The sequence below is a fragment of the Sulfurovum zhangzhouensis genome (genome assembly GCF_030347965.1).
Taxonomy (GTDB): domain Bacteria; phylum Campylobacterota; class Campylobacteria; order Campylobacterales; family Sulfurovaceae; genus Sulfurovum; species Sulfurovum zhangzhouensis.
The window spans coordinates 336,832-357,083 of sequence record NZ_JAQIBD010000002.1; the positions used below are offsets into that span (position 1 = coordinate 336,832).

Consider the following 20,252-nt stretch of genomic DNA (forward strand, 5'->3'; position numbering starts at 1 on the left):
CAGTTTTGTATATCGTGATAGTTATCTTATGGAAATATCAAAGTATTGAGCCACAGTCCGATACCCATCATTCCAAGTGTAAGTAAATAGAACAGAGAGACTTTCATCCCGATCGTTTTGCCCCCTATCCAGTAGACGATCCCAAGTTTGACCAGTGAATTGGTCACAGAAGCGATCATGATACCATGTACTGAGGTCATCAATGAAATTTTTTGATCTGTTTCAAGTTGTGAAAGTGAAAGTGTAATGGCATCAACATCACTCAAACCTGATACAAATGCTACGATATGCACACCGATATCTCCGTACTGATGTATCACAGTGATCAATCCGTAGATAATACCAAATAACAAACCAAACTTGATCGCTTCACTGAGTTGAAGCGGGTTTGTTTTGATCTCCTTGTTTTCCATCTCCATTTTTAATGGCTCTGTATTGCGATAGATCAGATAGACATAAATAAGACCGCTTATAGATGCCGCAAGATAAGGAACAAGTAGCTGCAATGCAACATTTTGATTGATAACAAATGCTTCAAAAAGTACCCTTAAGAACATAAAAGTAGAAGCAATAGCGATCCCTGCCACAAAGTTTTGCAGAAACGCTCTTTGGGTGAGATAGATCTTGGAAAGTGAGATGGAAATAGCAGTAGAAGAGATCAACCCGCCAAACATCCCTGTCAACAATACGCCCCGTTTGTTGCCAAGTACTTTGATCGCAACATATCCCACAAATGAAACTGCAGCGATAATGACAGCCATCAGCCATGTTTTATAGGGGTTGAAAAGGCTATAAGGTCCTATCATTTCGTTTGGAAGGACAGGGAGGATCAAAAAGGTCATTGCTAAAAGAAGTATCGTTGCATTGAGGTCATCTTGACTGATATGTGCTTCAATCTTTTGAAGCTTTGGTTTACTCTCCAAAAGAACGATCATCATCACTCCGATAAAAATAGCATATTCCTCTAAATTAAAATAGATCATTAAACCCAAAAGATAGGTAATAAGTGCAGTGATCTGTGTGGTCATACCCATTTTTTGAAAGATGAATGACTTAGCAATATAAGAAAGCCCGATAAGTATAACAAGGGCAACGGTAATGATAATTACGACATAAGGAGCCAAGGTCGCTAACTGACCGGAGAGAAACCCCAAAAGAGATATCAGGGCAAAGGTACGTGATCCGGCAAAATATGTTTGCGGTTTCCCTTCCTGTTTATACAGATGTGCCATCGTACGCTGCATACCGATAGCAAATCCCAAAATCACTGCTATAACTAAAGATTTGATCAAGTGATATTCCATTGTTAACTCCTTTCGGATTGTGCACGGTTCCTGTTGAACCAGAACCATTTTATTATTTTAAACCCTTCAACGACAAAAAGAAGAGGAAGTGTGATCACAATGATAAGCAGCCAATCTTCCCATTTTAAAGGAACCGTATGCAGCAGTTCTTGTAAAAATGGGGTATATACCGCTGCAACCTGCATCAATATCGTTAGCACCCATGCAGCTAACAGCCATTTGTTACTAAAAAATCCGATCGTGTAAAGTGGTGCTTTGAGTGAACGATAGTTAAAAACATTCACTTTTTCCAGAACAATAATTGCTGTAAAGGCGACGGTCTGTGCCAAAGCTACTGATTGGGCCTCAGGTATGCCCTGTGAGAGATAATGATGAAAGATCCAGAGTGTCATACCTGCAATGTAGCTGCCTATCAAAATGATCATCAGAATTCCTGCACGATCTAAAAATGGTTTCTCATTTTCATAGGGGGGTCTCTCCATAGCGCCTGATTCAACCTTCTCCGTTCCCAATGCCAAGGCTGTCATACCGTCTGTGACCAGGTTCATCCATAATATTTGCACCGGCAATAAGATCAATGGCCCGCCAAGCAGGATATTGATAAAGATCGCAAATACCTCACCGATATTTGATGAAAGCAGATAGGTAACGAATTTTTTTATATTATCATATTGACGTCGTCCTTCCCTGACAGCATTGATAATAGAAGCAAAATTGTCATCAAGGAGTATCATATCCGATGCACCTTTGGCAACTTCAGTACCGCGTCTGCCCATTGAGATCCCGATGTCTGCTTTTTTAAGGGCAGGTGCATCATTGACCCCATCTCCCGTCATTGCTGTTATATACCCGTCATCTTGCAGGATATTTACAATACGCAGTTTATCCTCAGGAGAGGTTCTGGCAAAAAGAGCCTTCTCTTTGATAGCTTTTTTCAATGAAATGTCATCCATTTGTGTGAGCTCTAAACCGGTAATCACATGCGAAACATCTAACCCAACCTCTTTGGCTATGGCATTCGCAGTCAATGGTGCATCTCCTGTGATCATCACGATCTCTATCCCTGCATTTTGCGCAACCCTGATGGCTTCGGGTACCTCAGGTCTTGGCGGGTCTATGATCCCTACTACTCCCAAAAGTATCAGCTCATTTTCAATCAGATCATCATCGAGTTTGATCGCATCGGGCAAATAGCGTTTTGCCAGTGCCAATGTACGCAAACCTTTGCCAGCATATGCGTTATAGGCCTGCACAAATGCCTCTTGTTGTTCTTTTTGAAGTTCTTTTACCTCATTGTTTTCAGTCAAGTAATGTGTTGAGCGTTCTAAAATAACCTCAGGTGCACCTTTGACATAGGCAACCTTTTGACTGTTTTCCTTTAGAATGACAGTCATTCTTTTTCGTGTTGAATTGAAGGAGAACTCTGTAAGGATTTCCTCTGCTCTGGGTGATAGCCAGGCTTTATAGGCTGCTACGATCAAAGAAGCTTCTGTAGGCTCTCCTATAATATTCCATTTATCCTCATCTTTATGCAATCCTGCGTGTGTACAGATTAGTCCTGTTTTTAAAAGTTCTAAGAGATCGGGATACTCTTTATAGTTTACTTTCTTGCCATTGCGTTCAAAATGCCCCGCTGGATCATAACCGCTACCTGTCACCTCAAAATCCCTGTCAAAAAGCCAGATCTTTTTCACTGTCATCTCATTTTGTGTCAGTGTTCCGGTTTTATCCGTACAGATGATATGCGCATTCCCCAATGCTTCTGCCGAGCCTAACCGGCGCAGTAAAGCTTTTTGCTTCAACATTGCTTTAATACCGAGTGCCAAAGTGATGGTGACTACAGCAGGCAGACCTTCGGGTACTACTGCAACAGCCAAGGAGATACCGGTAAGGAACATTTCGTTAAGGTCCTTATCCATGAGGTAACCGATGATCGCTACGAAAGCGGCAATAATCACTGAGAAAATACCGAGCTTTTTCCCAAGAACAGATAATTTTTCCTGCAGATGTGTTCTACCTGTCTCCACCTGCGTAGTCATTTTGGCGATCTTGCCAAACTCGGTTTTCATGTTGGTAGAGACAACGATCCCTTTTGCATATCCGTTGACGACATTGGTCCCCATCCATGCCATACATGCTTGTTCTTCTAAATGAACCGTCTCCTCAATCGCACTGCTATCTTTGTGAACGGCAACAGACTCTCCTGTTAATGCAGACTCATCTACTTTTAGATTTACTGCCTCTATCAGGCGTATGTCTGCAGGTACCTTATCCCCGATTTCAAGAAAAACGATATCCCCGGGGACAAGCATGATCGAATCGATCTCTTTTTTTACACCATCCCGCAGTACATTACAATGAAGTGAAAGCATTTTTTGGAGCGCTTCTATCGCTTTTTCAGCCTTAAACTCCTGTACAAAACCGAATATTCCGTTCAAAAATACAATCAAAAGAATGGCAATGGCATCCTTGCTTTCACCTATTGCAAACGAAATCGCAGCCGCAATGAACAAAATGATGATCAGCATATCAGTAAATTGTCTGATAAATATCCATTGCCACTTTATTTTCTTCGCCGATTCTATACGATTGAACCCATAGTACGATAGTCTCTTTTCTGCTTCTTCTTCACTCAGTCCTTTGTTAATGTCACTATCCATTTTTTCGACAGTATCTTCGGCTTCCTGCTTATAAAACAGGATTCTTTCTTCATGGGATGGAAGTACATGAGTTGCAGCTGCCGTTGTGACTGATGGGGCTAAAAAATGATCTTTCCACTTTGAAGCGATCAAAGTAAAAAGCAAAGGTACGATAATAGTAGAGAGAGACGATGCCGCTACTAAAGCTGTAAAAAGCTTATCATCTATTAATTTGGCATCAAATAGAAGTTTGGCAACGATGATCTCTGTTGTCAACCGTGCATTCAACCCTATACCGATACTCCATGCCTCCTTCACTGTCAGTTTTTTCATTGGAACCATCAGGAAAATACCAAACAGCTTACCTGTAAATGCAGCAAGAAAGAGCAATATCGTCAGTTCGGGTGCCATGACGATTTTGCCAAGGTCGACACTCAAGCCGATCCAGAGAAAAAATACTACGCCAAAGAAACCGTAGCTTACCGCCCTAACAGCATCATGTGCCTGAACTCCGATTTCTCCCGCTTCCTGAAAAACAGGCCGCATCAGCATCCCTGCGACAATAGCACCTACGACAAGTCCCAGGTCTGTATATTCGGCAAAACCGCCAAAAACAAACAACACGATCATCGTTAAAAGGATCAGATTTGTAATGCGTATCTTGAGCCAGGAAGAAAGCGGAACCAATATCCATTTGCGTACAACCCATGCTGCTATTACAAACATTACAATATTTAATACCATCATAAGGATGCTTCTCTCGGTACCAAGAGTACTCATCCCGCTTTTTTCACCTATCCACAGTGAGACAATAGCGATCAAAAATACTTCAATAACATCATCCAGAACACCTGCCCCGATAATATAACTGCCTACTTTGGTTTTGATCATCTTGAACTCATCGAGTATCGGTACGATCACTGCTTCGGCAGTGGGCATACGGGTAAGCCCGACAACCAAAGAGATCATCCAGTCATATCCCAGATAACGCATCACTCCAACCCCAAGAACAAAAGGTACAAGTGTATTGAGTACAGTTGCAAGGATAATATTGTTACTTTGCCGGGTCATCTCTTTCATGTCGATCTGCAGACCGATAAAAAAGAGCAAAAAGAGTACACCAAGATCGGCCAGAGTGGTAAACATAGTATACATCTCGCCCTTGGAAAGCAGTACACCTATGGGAGTATAATGAATTCCCATGGCCACAAAAAGTGCAGCTAATACACTGGGAATATTCAGCCGTTCAAAAAACCCGGCTAACAAATAAGTAATACCAAACAGTAAAGCAATCAACAGTAAAAACTGACCAAATAGCTGTTCACTCATCTCTTCATCCCCTTGTTTAAGAGACATTTTATTTATTATAGTGGAATTACTGCCATTTGTCTAAAATATCTTTTAATCAAGTTAGACTTTCTACGAAGTAAACTTCTTTTGATAGCGTTAAAGAGATCTATTGTAGAAGTTCAGCCTCTTTAAAGATCTGATAGATCTTTTCTGCTGCGCTCAGCAGGTCTTCTTTGGTATGTTCTGCTGTGATAGATGCTCTGAGTATCGCCTGACCAGGTGGAACAACAGGTGGGAATACCGCATGAATATAGAGTTCCCTTTCTTGGCATTTTTTTGCCATTATAGCTGCCGTATTTGCATCCCCTACAATGATCGGGACAATTGAAGTAACACTCTTTTTACCCAGTGGAACACCTTGAGCCAAAAGTGCATCACTGAAAATTTTTGTATTGGTATGCAGCTTTGCAACCAGCTTCTCTCTATCTCTTTCGAAGATATCAAGTGCTTTCAGCGCTACAGAGATCATGATCGACGAGAGTGCTATGGAGTAGATAAAACCCCTTGACTCATGTTTAAGATAATCAATGATCTCCTTACTGGCAGTCACATAACCACCGCCGGCAGGTATCGCTTTACTCAGTGTCGACATAATGATGTCTATATCATCAGGATCGATTCCAAAGTACTCAACAATACCCCCGCCCTTTTCCCCAAGAACAAACATAGAATGACACTCATCAACCATCAGGAGTGCACCGTATTTTTTACAAAGCTTTATAATATCAGGAAGGTTGACCACTTCACCGCTCATGCTGAAGACACTGTCGGTAATAACCAGTTTTTTAGAACTCTCGGGAACACTTTTTAATGCCGCTTCCAAACTACCCGGATCATTGTGTTTATATCTTATGAGTTTTGCTTGAGAATAGATAGCTCCATCTATGATACTTGCATGGTTCAACTTGTCTGAAAGGATATAGTCATTTTTGCCTACAAGTGCAGCTATCGTCGAGACATTGGTAAGATATCCGCTTGTGAGCACCATGGCATCTTCTTTTCCATGCAGTGATGCGATCTTTTTCTCCAGCTGAGTATGCAGTTCTGTAGTTCCTGCAAGAAAACGTGAGCCGCTCATACCGGTACCGAATTTCTCAATAGCATCTATTGCAGCTTGATTGATCTGAGGATTACGGTTTAACCCAAGATAGGAGTAACCGCCAAGCATAAGCATCTTTTTCCCATTCACTATAACCCATCCATCTTCAAGTTCTCTCTCGATCTCCTGAAACCATGTATAGATGTCATTTTCTCTTAGATAATCAATATCCCAATGTGTCTTCCACGAAAAGTTCCGATCTTTCATTCTCTTGGTCATTTTATCCCCCTTTTTAAGATATAATTAAAGTAACTCTTTTACTTATTAGGACACTTGTCCTATTATAAGACAAATATTCTTAAATGACTTTTTAATTCAAAGGCACTCGATGAACGCTAGGGATTTTTTAAACGCTATCAAGCAAGAGCTGAATTTATATACCGATGAAGAGCTCTCAACGTATATAGGGGCTTCAAAGTCTTCTCTTGATAAATGGGTACAACGTAATAAAGTACCTGATAAATGGAAATTCATCATCAAAGAGAAATTAGATAAGGGATCAAAAAGTCATAACCAGATCAGAATTGTAGGAGACAATAACCAAAGTAATATCGTCAATGGGGATATACACATCAATATCTCTCAATTTGATCATAAACAGGATATAGAAGAGATCATAAGACTACTTCCTTATGCACCGAGTAAATTTTTGGAGCAACTCAAGATCAAATTAAAAACCTTCGAAGAACTTTCAGACTTATAAAAATTATCTTTCTGCTTTATCCTATGTCTTAGAGTAAATAACAATCAAATATCTCTCTTAACTCTTTTGTTCCAAAAAATTTTGAACAGCTCTAATGAAATCATAAGGATTTTCAATCATACTTATATGTCCACAGTGATCTAATTGTACAAATGTACTACTTCTTATCTTATCTGCCATTTTTCTCATTGTATCCGGTGAGATAACCTTATCATCCTCTCCTGCGATTAATAATGTAGGGATATTTATAGTTTGAAGACTTTGTGTTGTATCTGTTCTGCCAAGCATAGCCAGAATACCACCTTTTATCCCGATAAGACTAAAATGTAGAATCTTCTTTTTAAGCTCATCAAGCTTTTTCACTTCTTTCATTCTATATTCTTCACTGAATGCCACAAAGAAAAAACTATCTAAAAAAGGCCCTACGCCATCTTGATCGATGCCAGAGATAGCAGCTGCACGTTTTAGTTTTGCTTCATCATTATCACTGTCTGTTTTAGTATTTGCAAGTATCAATGCTTTGAATCTATTCTCAAACTTTTCATTTGCCCTCAATGCGATGTATCCTCCCATAGAGAATCCACAAATGATCGGATTGACTAATCCAAGTGCAGAGATCACAAGATCAAGATCATTTACATAACTCTCCATGGTATATTGGCCTGTACCTGACTCTGAAGCACCAAAACCCCTAATATCATAGGATATACAGTAGTACTTAGTTTCAAGTGCACTGATGACTTCTTCCCATAAAGTATGATCAAATGGAAATCCATGTATAAATACAATAGGTTGATCACTGCTTTTACCGTACATGTAAACTGATATACCATCAATCACCTTATTCATATTGACTCCTTTTGTATCTAAATGTGCTCTCTAAAGATCTCTATTTTATACTTTTAATCATCTATTTCAGAGTGAAGCTACACTTAACAGTATCAGTGTTAAAAGTAAAAATAGATTGATCACCTTAAACAGTCCGCCGGCACGAGCTGGCGTGAGTGTATCCAGCAATATCCTTGTACCTACGACAATAGCCGCTAAGGCCAAGGTGATAAACAATACGATCAAAACAAGATTCTTCACTCCAAATATTATAGTAAGAAAAAGTGCACAAAAAACAGTCAAAGTCCACCACACAAACAGTACACGTCGAAAACCTTCGATACCAAAAGTCTCTACAGCAGAAGGAAATCCTGCAGTACGGTAATCATCTGCATATTTGGCTGCCAATAGCCAAAAATGCGGTACCTGCCAGACAAAGAACAGTAACCCTAGTGCAAGGAATTTCGGCTCGGCAAGGCTCCTTCCTGCGGCTAACCAACCGATAGCTGGAGGGATAACCCCCAGCAATCCTCCCGGCACAACAGCAAATGCTGAATAACGTTTGAGAAACGTATAAACACCGTTATACCATAAGGGTACAAAAAGAAATAAAAGCAGTCCGCTATAACCTAGCTGAAAATATATTAAAACCAGAGAGGCAACGATCAATATTATAGAAAGCAGCAAAGCACTTCTAGGTGATATGCGTCCAGATGGGATCGGACGATACTTTGTACGTGCCATTTGACGGTCATGTTCATACTCCTGGTATTGATTCAATGCCGATACACCCAATGCCAATAAGAAAACGGCCAAAGTGGAATATCCAAGGCAAATGATGTCATTCCCCTCTGCCAGTATAAATCCAAATACTGTTGAAAGTGTTACTGCAGCCGACAGGCGAAATTTGGTCAGATCCATCAATAGACTTATCATTTCACACCTTTCAGATACTCTACCAATGCATCTATCTCATCAGAAGAGAGCATCTTTCCAAACTGAGGCATTAAACCTGGAGGAAATCCTTCTACTATATCAGCATTGGGATTTTCAATAGAATGATGAAGATATGCTTCATCTGCTACCACTTCACGTAATTTTCCGTCAGTCACAACCTTCTGGGTACTTTGATAGATGCCTTTAAGACTAGGACCGATCCTTTGGGAACCATCCAAGCTATGACACCCGATACACCCTTTAGTACTAAAGAGTGTAGCTCCGTCAGGTGTTTTCTCTTTGACTTCAGTTGGTATCGGCATTTTCACTTCCGGTTCGGCTTTACTTTCTGTTCCCGCCTTATTGACAGATGCCGGTACAGATTCTACAGCCGGTTGTTCTACGACATTGTTTTCCTCACTGCTTTGTGTTTTGATAAAGGCAATGATCGCATTCATCTGTTCTTCATTGATCTGATCGGAAAGATTTGGCATGATCCCTACAGGAAATCCCTCTACTACATCTTTGGCAGGTGTACGTACCGAATCACGGATATAAGCCTCATTGGCAGTCAATTCACGAGGTTTCCCGTCTGTCATCACTTTAACCATCGAGCCAAAGAGCCCCTTAAATGACGGTCCTACGATGATCGATCCATCCAGACTATGACAAGAAGCACATCCAAGTGTCTTATAAAGTATCTCTCCTTCTCCTCCTTTTGGAGCACTTTCATCATGAGGACTAAGCTTATCACTGGCATACCATGTGTCAAATGCATCCTTATCCATCGCCTCAACTTTAGAAAGCATATAAGAGTGTCTGGTACCACAGTACTCTGCACACTGTACATCATACCTACCTGCTTCAGTGATTTTAAACCATAGGTGATTCACGCGTCCGGGTACCACATCCTCCTTGACACGAAAGGCAGGAACATAGAAACTGTGCAAGACATCGTTCTCCGGTGCATGCAATCTCAGCTTGATATTCTCACCAACCGGTATATAGAGCTCTGCTGTCCTCTTGCCATTGGGATAGGTGAAGGTCCATGACCACCGTTTGCCCAAGACATCTACTATAAACGCATCCTGCGGCATAGTACGCAACTGCCTAAAGGCACTGTAACCGTAATAAAAGATCACGAAAAGAATAATTGTAGGTATCACCGTCCAGGCGATCTCCAGCGGTATATGGTCTTTGATATTACGTATCTCTTTAGGTTGTACACGGCTGTGGTGGTAACGCAGGATAAAAAAGAGTATAAGTCCTACCACCAATAGCAGCATCGCGGTATTAATGCCGATAGTGATCCAAAATGCCCGATCCACATCTGCAGCAAAGGTAGAGGCTTCCTTAGCAAATCCTTCCAGCATGCCTACTCCTTTAAGAATGAACAACGTCGATACCGACGATCACAAAAAAGATCAACAAGATCACCAAAGCCATGACCACATACCCTTTGAGATATGCTCTTTCACTGCGAAGATGCATATAGTAAGCCGCTACCAATCCTACCTTCATCATGGCAATAATAAGCTGTATCACTATAGTTTTGCCCGGTGTAAGATGCCATGTAGACGGCTGTATAAAAGTCAGCAGTGTCAACAACAGTAACCCGGCCAACACTTTAGTATAAAGGGCAATGGTGGGTTCGGAAGTTTGCATCTTAGACTCCTATCATATAAAAGATCGGGAAAAGTACGATCCATATCAGATGGACAAAATCCCAATAGAGTGTGACGTTTTTCATCACAATAATATGATCAGGCCTAACACTCCCAGATCGTATCATCAATGACACCCAAACCATCAGGGCGATTCCGGCAATGATATGAAGCCCATGAAGACCAGTCATGACAAAATAGAGCCCCCAAAAGAGTATCTCACCCTTATCCATTGCATCCAGTACTCCAGAATTAGGATAGAGTCCATGCTGTATATCCATGCTCCATTCTACTGCCTTGATTGCTAAAAAAGTGACAGCCATCAAAGCTGTAAGTCCGATAAGAATCACTGAAACACGTATCTTTCCCTGACGCATCATTAAAGTTCCAAGTCCCATAGTATACGTACTTACAAGCAGTATCACGGTATTGGTTCCACCTAGCCAAACATCAAGCATCCCTGAAGAGGTTGCAAATGCCTCTGTGTAGCGGTAAAAATAGATCGCAAACAGTAAGAACAGCGCCCCAAACATCATTGCTTCAGTGAGCAAAAAGATCCAAAATCCCAGCTTTCCGCCATCATAGTCCTCATGAAAGTCAGGAACACGGTGGGGCTTTCCCTGCATATCGTAAGCCATTTCTTCGTTCATCAATGCACCCTCCGAAAGTTTTCATCAAATTGCACCAGCGGTTCACCCTCTTTATATTCATAAGGCTCAAAATCCACATAAGGGATCTTGGAGAAATTTTCCAAAGGCGGAGGCGATGGTATATGCCATTCCAGTGTGGTCCCACGCCAAGGGTTAGGCCCGGCTTCTTTGCCGTTTTTTAGTCCACGGTAAAAGTTATAGACAATCAGCATGAGTCCAAGTGCCACAAAAATAGCCCCTATCCCTGCTATCTGGTGAAAAGGAGTAAAAGCAGGCAGATAATCAAAATAACGACGGGGATTTCCAAGATAACCAGCAAGGAACATAGGGAACCACAAGGTATTAAAACCGATAAACATCAGTATAAAAGCAATGCGTCCCCTTACCTCATCATACATTTTTCCTGTGATCTTCGGGTACCAGTAATGCAGCCCTCCTATAAACATAAAGATCACACCACCAAGGATGGTATAGTGAAAATGAGCTACTACAAAATAGGTATCATGAAGATGTATATCTGCCCCAAGTGCTCCTAATGTCACTCCGGTCAGACCTCCGATAGTGAAATTGATGATACTTCCAAGTATCCAGAGCATAGGGGTTGCCAAAATGATAGAACCTTTATAAAGGGTTGCCACCCAATCAAAGATCTTGACACCTGTAGGTACAGCTACCAAAAATGTCAAAAAAGAAAAGATGATCCGTGCTGTGTCACTCATCCCGGAAGTAAACATATGGTGTCCCCACACAAGATAACCTATTCCGGCAATAGATGCTGAGGAGATCGCAATCGAGTGATAACCAAAGATGGTACGTCTGGTAAATACAGGAAGAACCTCTGAAACGATGCCAAATCCGGGAAGGATCATAAGATACACTGCAGGGTGTGAATAGATCCAGAAAAGATGTTCATAAAGGATAGGATCACCCCCTTTTGTAGGGTCAAAGATACCAACACCAAGTGTACGCTCCAAAATCACCAGCAGTAGTGTGATCCCTATTACAGGTGTTGCGAGTACTTGTATCCATGCTGTAGCATACAACCCCCAAACAAATAGAGGCATTTTAAAAAAACTCATGCCCGGCGCACGAAGACGGTGGATAGTGACTACAAAATTGATCCCTGTCAGGATCGAGGAGAGCCCCAATATAAAAGCGGCACTAAGTGTAGAGAGTACATGTGCATCGGTACGGATACTGTAAGGGGCATAAAAGGTCCAGCCTGTATCGGCAAAACCGTAACCGGTTACCAAGGATGAAAGTCCTGTTACTACACCTAGGATATATAACCACCATGAGAGCAGATTAAGTCGAGGAAAAGAGAGATCACGTGCACCGAGCATCAAAGGTAAGATAAAGTTTCCCAGGGCTGCTGCAATTCCGGGTACGATGAATAAAAAGATCATGGTTACCCCATGAAATGTAAATAGCTGATTATAGGTCTGCGGCTCCAGGAATTGAGAACCGGGGGAGAAGAGCTCTGCACGCATTGTCAGAGCTGCACCTACGGCAAAGAAAAAAAGCGTGAACATCACGCCCATGTATAGCAATGCTATACGCTTATGGTCAATACTGAAGATCCATTGCAATATGGGGTTTTTATGTGTACCGAAAACCGTTTGTGTCTCGTGATAAAAACTAGACATCTTCATTCTCGCCAGACTCTTTTTTTCTTCCTGTTACAACCAGGTATCCTAAAAAGCCGAATAAGATCAAAGACAAAGTGACGGCCCCGACTTTTTCTGCTGCAAAAACATATGTTTTATTCTTCGGGTCAAATGCAAAACAAAAGAGCAGTGTCTTGGCTATAGTAGGACGTACCGTTCCTTTGGATGCTTCCATAAGAGCCATCTGGATATCAAAAGGAAGTTGTTCTATACCATTCAGGTAGCGTGTGATCTTACCATCGGGAGAAAGGACTACCAGTACAGCAGGATGAACATACTCTTCTATCCCGTCAGGTCCACGTTGCTTTTCAAAATGAAACCCCACACTTTCAGTGACCTTATGTATATTGTCCTTTGTTCCGGTAAGAAACTTCCATGCCTGTGCATCATAAGATCGCTTCATGGATGCAATCAGATTCGCTTTTTTCTTAGCGGCATCAATAGGACCTTCTTCAGGATCAAAGCTAAGTGTGATTACCTTATAGTCTTTGTTTTCAGTAAGTTTAACTTTAGAGAGGTTCTGTGCTAAATCGTTTAACTGAGGGGTACAAAGCCCTGGACATCCGTAATAGTTTAAAGTAAGAATGACAGGTTTGCCGTCCATCAACTCTTTGAAGGTTACCTGCTTACCTGTATCATCTAAAAAGGAGATATCCAGAGGTACTTGTCCTCCCGGCTGTTCTACCATTCCCAATGTTGTATCGGCAAACAAAATGGAAACAAAGAATAAACCCGCAATTCCCCACTGCATACATGAAGAAAATATACCTGTTTTTAATACTTTGTATCTCATCTTTTATCCCCTCTTCTTTTTATAGCGAATTTTTATACATCATCTAATGTTTAAACTATCAGTTTTACTTTTTTATAATAGATAAGCTGTGTGTAAATAGTGTGTATTAGCTCAATGAACTACACATACAATACACGTTGATTAACTACTATAAATCTAATAAGACAAAAAGGAGAAATTATGGAACATACATTAATGAGTCTACCGTTTGATAAAGCTGCCTTAGAACCTGTGATCTCGGCTGAAACCCTTGAGTATCATCACGGTAAACACCATCAAGCCTATGTCAATAATCTCAATAACCTTATTAAAGGAACAAAATTTGAAGAGATGCATCTTGAAGATATTATCAAAGAGGCGGATGGAGGAATCTTCAATAATGCAGCACAGGTTTTCAATCATGACTATTACTTTAATGGCATGAGCTCTAAAGCAACAGAACCTTCTCATCATCTGTTAGAGTTGATCAATAGAGATTTCGGATCCCTTGAAACACTCAAAAAAACTTTTTTGGAAACTGCAGCAAAGCTCTTTGGTTCAGGTTGGGTATGGCTCTGTTTAAACGATGGTGAAGTACTAGAGATAGAATCACACTCCAATGCAGGAAATCCGCTTCTGAACGGACACACTCCATTGATGACCTGTGATGTCTGGGAACATGCCTACTATATAGACTATAGAAATGCAAGAGCAGACTATCTTGAAAAATGGTGGGGATTGATCAATTGGCACTTCGTCTCACAAAACCTGATAAAGTTTGATGAAAAAAGAACCGATCATATCACTACATGCAATGATAACAGCGAATTAAGTCAATATATCGATGAACTTGAGAAAACAGAGCACACCAATACATAAAGTCCTTTCTTTTACGAAGATTAACATTTCGTAAAACGGATAAGGAGGAGTCAGCTATGCAGATGCACCAACATACAGCTTCTCACGATCATACTCATCATTCACATGCCCATACAGAACATGATCATGCATCAGGGCATATGCATCATATGCATGATTTGAAAAGAAGATTTATCATATCTTTGATCGTGACGATACCTATTTTGTTCCTCTCCCCTACGATTCAAGAGTGGTTTGGATTTGTTATCGTTCTACATTATCACAATCTCATCGTATTTCTATTGTCATCTTTTATCTATCTTTACGGTGGCAAACCGTTCTTAACCATGATGGTCGATGAGATCAAATCATACAAACCCGGAATGATGACATTGATCTCTATGGCAATCACTGTGGCTTATTTCTATTCAGCTTCCACACTCTTTTTCATTCATGGCAAAGCTTTTTTCTGGGAATTGGCCACTCTGATCGATATCATGTTGATCGGTCACTATATCGAAGCTAAAAGCTTGCTTTCTGCCAGCAGTGCCTTGAATGATCTGGTAAAACTTATGCCGCAGCAAGCAGTAAGGATCATGCCTGATGGAACACATCAGGAAGTAGCTACCGAAGCATTGCAAATCAATGACCTTATACTGATTCGCCCGGGAGAGAAAGTACCTGCAGACGGTATCGTCATAGAAGGGACAAGTCTGACTGATGAAGCTTTTTTAACAGGTGAATCAAAGCCTGTGTATAAAAAGGCGGGTAATGGTGTCTATATGGGAAGTACCAATCTAGATGGTGCCCTCAAGGTACAGATCAATAAGGATGGAAAAGAGAGTTATCTCTCTCAAATGCTCTCTTTAGTACAAGAAGCAGCCAAAAGCAAGTCTCATACGCAGGATCTTGCTAACAGGGCGGCAGGATGGCTTTTTTATCTTTCAGTCAGTGTTGCAGCTGTAACCTTTGCAGTCTGGTCAATGCTTACTACAACCAGCGACTCCATACTAAAGGCCATTACGGTGCTTATCATTTCATGTCCCCATGCCTTAGGGCTGGCTGTACCCCTGGTAACTGCCATTTCAACTTCAATGGGAGCCAAAAAAGGGATACTGATACGCAACCGTGAAGCATTTGAAAAACTGCGAGATGTTAATATCGTATGTTTTGATAAGACAGGTACCCTTACAAAGGGAAAACTCAGCGTGACTGAGATCTATGCCACCGAAGATGAAGAAAAAATGCTTCAATATGCCGTTTCTTTGGAACAGTACTCTGAACACTCCCTTGCCAAAGCGATCGTATCATATGTACAGGATCGACAGATCAAGCCGCTGGCAGTACAGGAGTTTGAGGCGTATGCCGGGATAGGTGCCAAAGCCAAAGCGGAGGGAAAAACGATCATGATCGGCGGTATGCAACTCTTGGAAAAAGAATCACTAGATATCCCTGAACCGATGCAAATCTATGAGAAAAAAGAAGCAAGCAAGGTATGGTTAGCCGTTGATAACAAGATCATAGGCGTATTTTTACTTGAGGACTCTATCCGTACACAGGCACAACAAGCGATAAAAATGCTCAATAGTATGGATATCAAAAGCTATATGCTTACCGGTGACAATGCTCTAGTAGCGGCAGATGTTGCAGAACAGACAGGAATTACATACTATAAAGCAAATCTACTGCCTGATGAAAAACTAAAAACAATAGATCAACTTAAACAAGAAGGGAATGTTGTTGCGATGGTAGGAGACGGTATCAATGATGCACCGGCTCTACTGCAGGCGGATATAGGTATCGCGATCGGTGCAGGTACAGATATTGCTATAGAAAGCGCTGATATCATACTGACAAAAAGTGAGCTTCTTAGTGTCACCGATGCGATAAAACTTTCACAGGCAACTTACCGTAAAATGGTACAAAACCTTTGGTGGGCAAGCGGTTACAATATCATTGCGATCCCTTTGGCAGCGGGAGTACTCACTGCATGGGGAATCATGATCCAACCTGCACTCGGTGCCGTATTGATGTCTCTCAGTACTATCATCGTAGCTTTCAATGCACAACTGCTAAAAGATCGATAATCAGTTTAAAAAATTATCGATCTTTTAGTGCTTGATCCCTCGAATCAAAAGCCATAAACAAAACGAAAGTTCTGTAATAAAAGCGATGATGTAAAGGGGTTCGATCCATGGAAGTAACTCAGGAAAAAGAAATCTTGTGTAACTGCCTATGAAGTAAACAAATGCAGCTGCCAATAATCCATATCCCAAAACCGATGGAAAATAATCTGCTTTAATCACCAAATACCCAAGAATGAAACAGGAAAGTGCAAAGAATAATAAACCAAGATCATAACCGTAACTATGCATTTCAAGAAGCAACATGACCAAATCATTAACCTCTTCACTATCAAAAGCATTGGTATGGACTCTACTATCCAGTAGCAATGATACAGCATAATAATGTAGTAAATTAAGTCCTAATATAGAAGCCTGCACAAGTCTAAATACTGCTGCACTCAATGCCAATATCCTATGCACCGGCTTAAGCAACACATAAAGCACTACAGCGATCGCAACATCACTGAGCAGCATGACAGAGTCAGCGACAAAGGCCGTAAGAAAACGTGCTTTTGAAGCCAATATATTGGCAACTGTAGCAGCAGCATCTCCATCTACGATCAATTCAGAGCGAACGAATACCTCACTATAAATACCGCAAGCAATGATAAACAGATATAATACCCCGGCTAATCTTGCATAAAACAATAATGAAGTGCTAGTCTTTAAATCAATCATTACAATTTTCCCCTCTTGCCGAAACTTATACATACTTTTTGTAGTGTTTCATTATAGATTCTAGCACAATTCTATGACCTCCTACCTATGAACATCATCTCTTTATTACGAAAGCAATGATGTTATGATAAAATAAACAGATAATGCAAAAGGGTGATTTTAAAGTATTTCATTTTTACAGATATTCTATAAGTATCATGCTTTCCAATATACCTCAAATGTCATTATTAAATCCTATAGCAATAAGTATAAAACAACCCTATGAAGAATGAACTGTACCATAGAAATACACAACAACTGTTTCTAAGACTCAGCAAACTGTTTTTTATTATCTCACTGATTATTATTACAGTGGATACCTTTGAGAGCTATAAACACCATTTTCATACCATGGTATGGATAGAAACTAGTGCTCTATATGCTCAGATTGTCGGTTTTATGTTCTATTATTTGCGCCTTATCACTCTCAGAACATTTGCATCCATCCTTATCATCTCAGTATCACTTTTGATTGTGTTGGCACTTTTCATCATCGGCGAAAATCCTGAGTTTTCACTTTTTGCACTCGCCATACTGCCGACTTTTATCTTCTTTTTTTTAGGTATAAAAAACGGGAAGAGATTTACGTTCTTTATGATATTTATGTTGTTTTTAGCTGTCTTAAATAGCGAACTAAATATCTTAGAACCTATTATCTTTCCTTCTTCACTCTATGTAGAAATATTGATAGGATATACAGGTATCTCATTTCTGCATTATCGGTTTGAGGTGTATAGACAAAACTTTCAGACCGAACTGCTCACTTTCAGTAAATCACAAAAAATACTCCTCAAAGAGCTGAACCATAGAGTCAAAAACAACCTCCAAATGATTATGGGATTACTGCTTATGCAGTCTAACAGAATCAAAAATGATCAATGTAAAAAAGTTTTATCTTCGCAGGTAAACCGTTTGAAAGTTATCGGATTGGTACATGAACAACTCTCTTATAGCAGTGAGTCTACCAAAGTAGATATAGAAAAATACCTCAAAAGTATCATCACAAGTCTGCAAATGCTTACAAAACATAAAATCATTTTAAATATAGAAAAGCAGCTTACTCTGGACACTTCTACTGCAACCTATCTAGGGTTATTTGTCAATGAAGCGGTATCAAATGCGATAGAACATGCTTATTTACCTGATATGGCAGAGGAGATCATAGTATCATATGTAATGGAGAATCATACCTGTAGGCTGACAATAGAAGATAGAGGACAAGGTTTTACCAGTACAAATACGCGTAACTCCTTAGGTTTATCCCTGATGGAAACTATCAGTGATTTTCTCGATGATAGTTTTATGATACTGGATTTTGAAAACGGAACCAAAATAACCTTGGAATTCAGTATCAAAAATGACTCTCAAAAATTCCTAAACAGTGATCTGCTTTAACCATAAATCTAGTCAATGGTTTTTCCTATATCTTCCTTACTAAATCTCTGATGAGTTCCGTCACAGTATGGCGGATTGCCGGTATGTTTACACATACACATCCATTTTTGTGTCGTGGCTTTTGCAGTAAACTTCAAGGGTTTTAGAGAAGTACCTTTATGGCTTCCATCACAAAACGGCTGTATTTTTGCCAGTCCACAGGTACAGAAAAAATAGCTTTTCCCCTCTTCCAGAGAAGCTATGACAGGATTATTATCTGCAATTATCGGCTTATCCATATCTACTCCTTATAAGGATGTTTTGTACTATTGTAACATGATTTAGAAGAATCCGGTTAGAACTTTGGATTGAGAAAATACGTACAAACATCATCCTGACCTAGGTCACAGGATTTCTTGAGCAGTCTTCTTCCCTCATCTTTATCAACAGCAATTCCAGCATGTTCATCTCCGTAATAAAGGGTCATTCCTGCAGTAAAACATCCATTGCTGTCATTGAGTTCACATGCCATTTTTGCATAATAAAGTGCTTTGTGTTTATCTTCTTTTAGACCAGCGAGATAAGAGCGTTTACTGGAGATAAAATAGTAATAAAGCTTTGCACACTCCGCACCATTTTTCTGCTCTTCACATTTTTTCAATGTCAGGTCAAATGCTGTCTGTGTCATCTGACCACCATACAAAAACATGCTGATAGAAGATAAGATTACTAATAAATGTATCATTTTTTGCATGGCAGATTGTAGCATAATCTATCCGCTTTTCCAGTTACACACTGCTACACATTTGTTATGTTATTATCAGAAAGTAAGATCATATAAGAAAGGTATAGGTATGAATCGGCAGCTTTTCATCACTTGCATCTTATTGAAGAACGTATGGTGTTGGGCTGGAAATGAAGGGCTGGAGTATAGCGGTGGCATAACAAAGCATCATTTCACCCAGAAAGATACGCAGCGGATATTGATCAAAAGAAACATACCTGTACAGTGTGACAAACAAGAATTTTTAACCAATGAGATGGTGTGGACAGGAAATTATGCAAATGAAAAAGTACCTCAAATATGCAAGTCTACTTTTGTGCATACGACAGGTCACTTACAGCCGATAAAACTTCACAAAGATCTGGAAACCTATGGTGAGCTTGAAACCTTGGAGTTTATCAAACAGATGCAGACACGCAATGATATGCTCCTGATTGATAGCCGTAAAGAAAAGTGGTATGACTATATGACAATACCCGGGGCAATCAATATGCCGTTTCACTATTTCAAGTACCGGGATACCCATGAGTTTGATTTTGAGCATGGATTGAAAGACATGGGAGTGAAAATCCTGGATGACGAAGGGCATTATGATTTTACAGAAGCCAAAATGATCCTTGTGTTTTGTAATGGACCTTGGTGCAGTCAGTCACCCAAAATGATCCATGCCCTTCTTAAGGTGGGATATCCTCCAAAAAAAATAAAATGGTACCGTGGTGGAATGCAGTCCTGGCTTGGTGCGGGACTCACCTCGACAAAAAGGAGATAAAAGACTCACAAA

At 40.3% G+C, this 20,252-nt stretch carries 18 protein-coding genes; 5 read left to right on the top strand and 13 right to left on the bottom strand.

Translation table 11 applies throughout. The annotated features are described in order from the left end of the window. Positions 1-26: 26 nt before the first annotated feature. The 3 genes from PGH07_RS06900 to PGH07_RS06910 form a co-directional block, all read right to left on the bottom strand. Entirely contained in the window at positions 27-1,304 is a 1,278-nt protein-coding gene (locus PGH07_RS06900; protein WP_289413626.1) for an MgtC/SapB family protein, read from the bottom strand. A gap of 2 nt (positions 1,305-1,306) precedes the next feature. After that, the gene (locus tag PGH07_RS06905) at positions 1,307-5,272 is read right to left on the bottom strand and encodes an HAD-IC family P-type ATPase (RefSeq protein WP_289413627.1); all 3,966 of its coding nucleotides are present in this window, start codon (positions 5,270-5,272) and stop codon (positions 1,307-1,309) included. Between the two features lie 127 nt (positions 5,273-5,399). Then, positions 5,400-6,611 carry an aminotransferase class I/II-fold pyridoxal phosphate-dependent enzyme gene (locus PGH07_RS06910; protein ID WP_289413628.1) on the bottom strand — a complete coding sequence of 404 codons (1,212 nt, stop codon included), beginning with the start codon at positions 6,609-6,611 and terminating at the stop codon, positions 5,400-5,402. A gap of 109 nt (positions 6,612-6,720) precedes the next feature. On the opposite strand from PGH07_RS06910, the gene PGH07_RS06915 reads away from it, so the two are divergent. Beyond that, entirely contained in the window at positions 6,721-7,095 is a 375-nt protein-coding gene (locus PGH07_RS06915) for a helix-turn-helix domain-containing protein (RefSeq protein WP_289413629.1), read from the top strand. Between the two features lie 57 nt (positions 7,096-7,152). On the opposite strand, the gene PGH07_RS06920 is transcribed toward PGH07_RS06915, so the two are convergent. From PGH07_RS06920 to PGH07_RS06950, 7 genes are all read right to left on the bottom strand, one after another. After that, positions 7,153-7,944 (bottom strand): alpha/beta fold hydrolase, encoded by a 792-nt coding sequence (locus tag PGH07_RS06920; RefSeq protein WP_289413630.1) that lies wholly within the window; start codon positions 7,942-7,944, stop codon positions 7,153-7,155. A gap of 66 nt (positions 7,945-8,010) precedes the next feature. Further along, the gene (locus PGH07_RS06925; RefSeq protein WP_289413631.1) at positions 8,011-8,859 is read right to left on the bottom strand and encodes a protoheme IX farnesyltransferase; all 849 of its coding nucleotides are present in this window, start codon (positions 8,857-8,859) and stop codon (positions 8,011-8,013) included. Then, a complete protein-coding gene (coxB, locus tag PGH07_RS06930; protein WP_289413632.1) occupies positions 8,856-10,232 on the bottom strand; it encodes a cytochrome c oxidase subunit II in 1,377 nt (458 codons plus the stop codon). Before coxB ends, PGH07_RS06925 begins: the two co-directional genes overlap by 4 nt. 10 nt (positions 10,233-10,242) lie before the next feature. Continuing rightward, complete coding sequence (locus PGH07_RS06935; RefSeq protein ID WP_289413633.1) at positions 10,243-10,524, bottom strand: cytochrome C oxidase subunit IV family protein; 282 nt, start codon at positions 10,522-10,524, stop codon at positions 10,243-10,245. Between the two features lies 1 nt (position 10,525). Further along, a complete protein-coding gene (locus PGH07_RS06940; RefSeq protein WP_289413634.1) occupies positions 10,526-11,173 on the bottom strand; it encodes a cytochrome c oxidase subunit 3 in 648 nt (215 codons plus the stop codon). Next, entirely contained in the window at positions 11,173-12,825 is a 1,653-nt protein-coding gene (locus PGH07_RS06945; protein WP_289413635.1) for a cytochrome c oxidase subunit I, read from the bottom strand. Before PGH07_RS06945 ends, PGH07_RS06940 begins: the two co-directional genes overlap by 1 nt. Further along, a complete protein-coding gene (locus PGH07_RS06950) occupies positions 12,812-13,633 on the bottom strand; it encodes an SCO family protein (protein WP_289413636.1) in 822 nt (273 codons plus the stop codon). The genes PGH07_RS06945 and PGH07_RS06950 overlap by 14 nt, the downstream gene beginning before the upstream one ends. A gap of 180 nt (positions 13,634-13,813) precedes the next feature. Between PGH07_RS06950 and PGH07_RS06955 the strand changes: the two genes are divergently transcribed. Beyond that, on the top strand, positions 13,814-14,491 hold the full coding sequence (locus PGH07_RS06955; protein ID WP_289413637.1) for a superoxide dismutase: 678 nt from the start codon (positions 13,814-13,816) through the stop codon (positions 14,489-14,491). A 56-nt stretch (positions 14,492-14,547) separates the two neighbouring features. Further along, positions 14,548-16,557 carry a copper-translocating P-type ATPase gene (locus tag PGH07_RS06960; protein WP_289413638.1) on the top strand — a complete coding sequence of 670 codons (2,010 nt, stop codon included), beginning with the start codon at positions 14,548-14,550 and terminating at the stop codon, positions 16,555-16,557. A gap of 24 nt (positions 16,558-16,581) precedes the next feature. Here PGH07_RS06960 and PGH07_RS06965 read toward each other — a convergent pair whose 3' ends face one another. Beyond that, positions 16,582-17,274 (bottom strand): DUF4386 domain-containing protein, encoded by a 693-nt coding sequence (locus PGH07_RS06965; RefSeq protein ID WP_289413639.1) that lies wholly within the window; start codon positions 17,272-17,274, stop codon positions 16,582-16,584. Between the two features lie 261 nt (positions 17,275-17,535). Between PGH07_RS06965 and PGH07_RS06970 the strand changes: the two genes are divergently transcribed. Then, positions 17,536-18,708 carry a sensor histidine kinase gene (locus PGH07_RS06970; RefSeq protein ID WP_289413640.1) on the top strand — a complete coding sequence of 391 codons (1,173 nt, stop codon included), beginning with the start codon at positions 17,536-17,538 and terminating at the stop codon, positions 18,706-18,708. 8 nt (positions 18,709-18,716) lie between these two features. On the opposite strand, the gene PGH07_RS06975 is transcribed toward PGH07_RS06970, so the two are convergent. After that, entirely contained in the window at positions 18,717-18,986 is a 270-nt protein-coding gene (locus PGH07_RS06975) for a CDGSH iron-sulfur domain-containing protein (protein ID WP_289413641.1), read from the bottom strand. A gap of 56 nt (positions 18,987-19,042) precedes the next feature. Then, positions 19,043-19,375: an SEL1-like repeat protein gene (locus PGH07_RS06980; RefSeq protein WP_289413642.1), complete on the bottom strand. Its 333-nt coding sequence runs from the start codon at positions 19,373-19,375 to the stop codon at positions 19,043-19,045. A gap of 166 nt (positions 19,376-19,541) precedes the next feature. On the opposite strand from PGH07_RS06980, the gene PGH07_RS06985 reads away from it, so the two are divergent. After that, entirely contained in the window at positions 19,542-20,240 is a 699-nt protein-coding gene (locus PGH07_RS06985) for a rhodanese-like domain-containing protein (RefSeq protein WP_289413643.1), read from the top strand. Positions 20,241-20,252: the final 12 nt, after the last annotated feature.

Bases quoted from the DNA above. Each gene is read 5' to 3' on its own strand.
- PGH07_RS06900 (WP_289413626.1), bottom strand. From the start codon at position 1,304: ATGGAATATCACTTGATCAAATCTTTAGTTATAGCAGTGATTTTGGGA.
- PGH07_RS06905 (WP_289413627.1), bottom strand. From the start codon at position 5,272: ATGAGTGAACAGCTATTTGGTCAGTTTTTACTGTTGATTGCTTTACTG.
- PGH07_RS06910 (WP_289413628.1), bottom strand. From the start codon at position 6,611: ATGACCAAGAGAATGAAAGATCGGAACTTTTCGTGGAAGACACATTGG.
- PGH07_RS06915 (WP_289413629.1), top strand. From the start codon at position 6,721: ATGAACGCTAGGGATTTTTTAAACGCTATCAAGCAAGAGCTGAATTTA.
- PGH07_RS06920 (WP_289413630.1), bottom strand. From the start codon at position 7,944: ATGAATAAGGTGATTGATGGTATATCAGTTTACATGTACGGTAAAAGC.
- PGH07_RS06925 (WP_289413631.1), bottom strand. From the start codon at position 8,859: ATGATAAGTCTATTGATGGATCTGACCAAATTTCGCCTGTCGGCTGCA.
- coxB (WP_289413632.1), bottom strand. From the start codon at position 10,232: ATGCTGGAAGGATTTGCTAAGGAAGCCTCTACCTTTGCTGCAGATGTG.
- PGH07_RS06935 (WP_289413633.1), bottom strand. From the start codon at position 10,524: ATGCAAACTTCCGAACCCACCATTGCCCTTTATACTAAAGTGTTGGCC.
- PGH07_RS06940 (WP_289413634.1), bottom strand. From the start codon at position 11,173: ATGAACGAAGAAATGGCTTACGATATGCAGGGAAAGCCCCACCGTGTT.
- PGH07_RS06945 (WP_289413635.1), bottom strand. From the start codon at position 12,825: ATGAAGATGTCTAGTTTTTATCACGAGACACAAACGGTTTTCGGTACA.
- PGH07_RS06950 (WP_289413636.1), bottom strand. From the start codon at position 13,633: ATGAGATACAAAGTATTAAAAACAGGTATATTTTCTTCATGTATGCAG.
- PGH07_RS06955 (WP_289413637.1), top strand. From the start codon at position 13,814: ATGGAACATACATTAATGAGTCTACCGTTTGATAAAGCTGCCTTAGAA.
- PGH07_RS06960 (WP_289413638.1), top strand. From the start codon at position 14,548: ATGCAGATGCACCAACATACAGCTTCTCACGATCATACTCATCATTCA.
- PGH07_RS06965 (WP_289413639.1), bottom strand. From the start codon at position 17,274: ATGATTGATTTAAAGACTAGCACTTCATTATTGTTTTATGCAAGATTA.
- PGH07_RS06970 (WP_289413640.1), top strand. From the start codon at position 17,536: ATGAAGAATGAACTGTACCATAGAAATACACAACAACTGTTTCTAAGA.
- PGH07_RS06975 (WP_289413641.1), bottom strand. From the start codon at position 18,986: ATGGATAAGCCGATAATTGCAGATAATAATCCTGTCATAGCTTCTCTG.
- PGH07_RS06980 (WP_289413642.1), bottom strand. From the start codon at position 19,375: ATGACACAGACAGCATTTGACCTGACATTGAAAAAATGTGAAGAGCAG.
- PGH07_RS06985 (WP_289413643.1), top strand. From the start codon at position 19,542: ATGAATCGGCAGCTTTTCATCACTTGCATCTTATTGAAGAACGTATGG.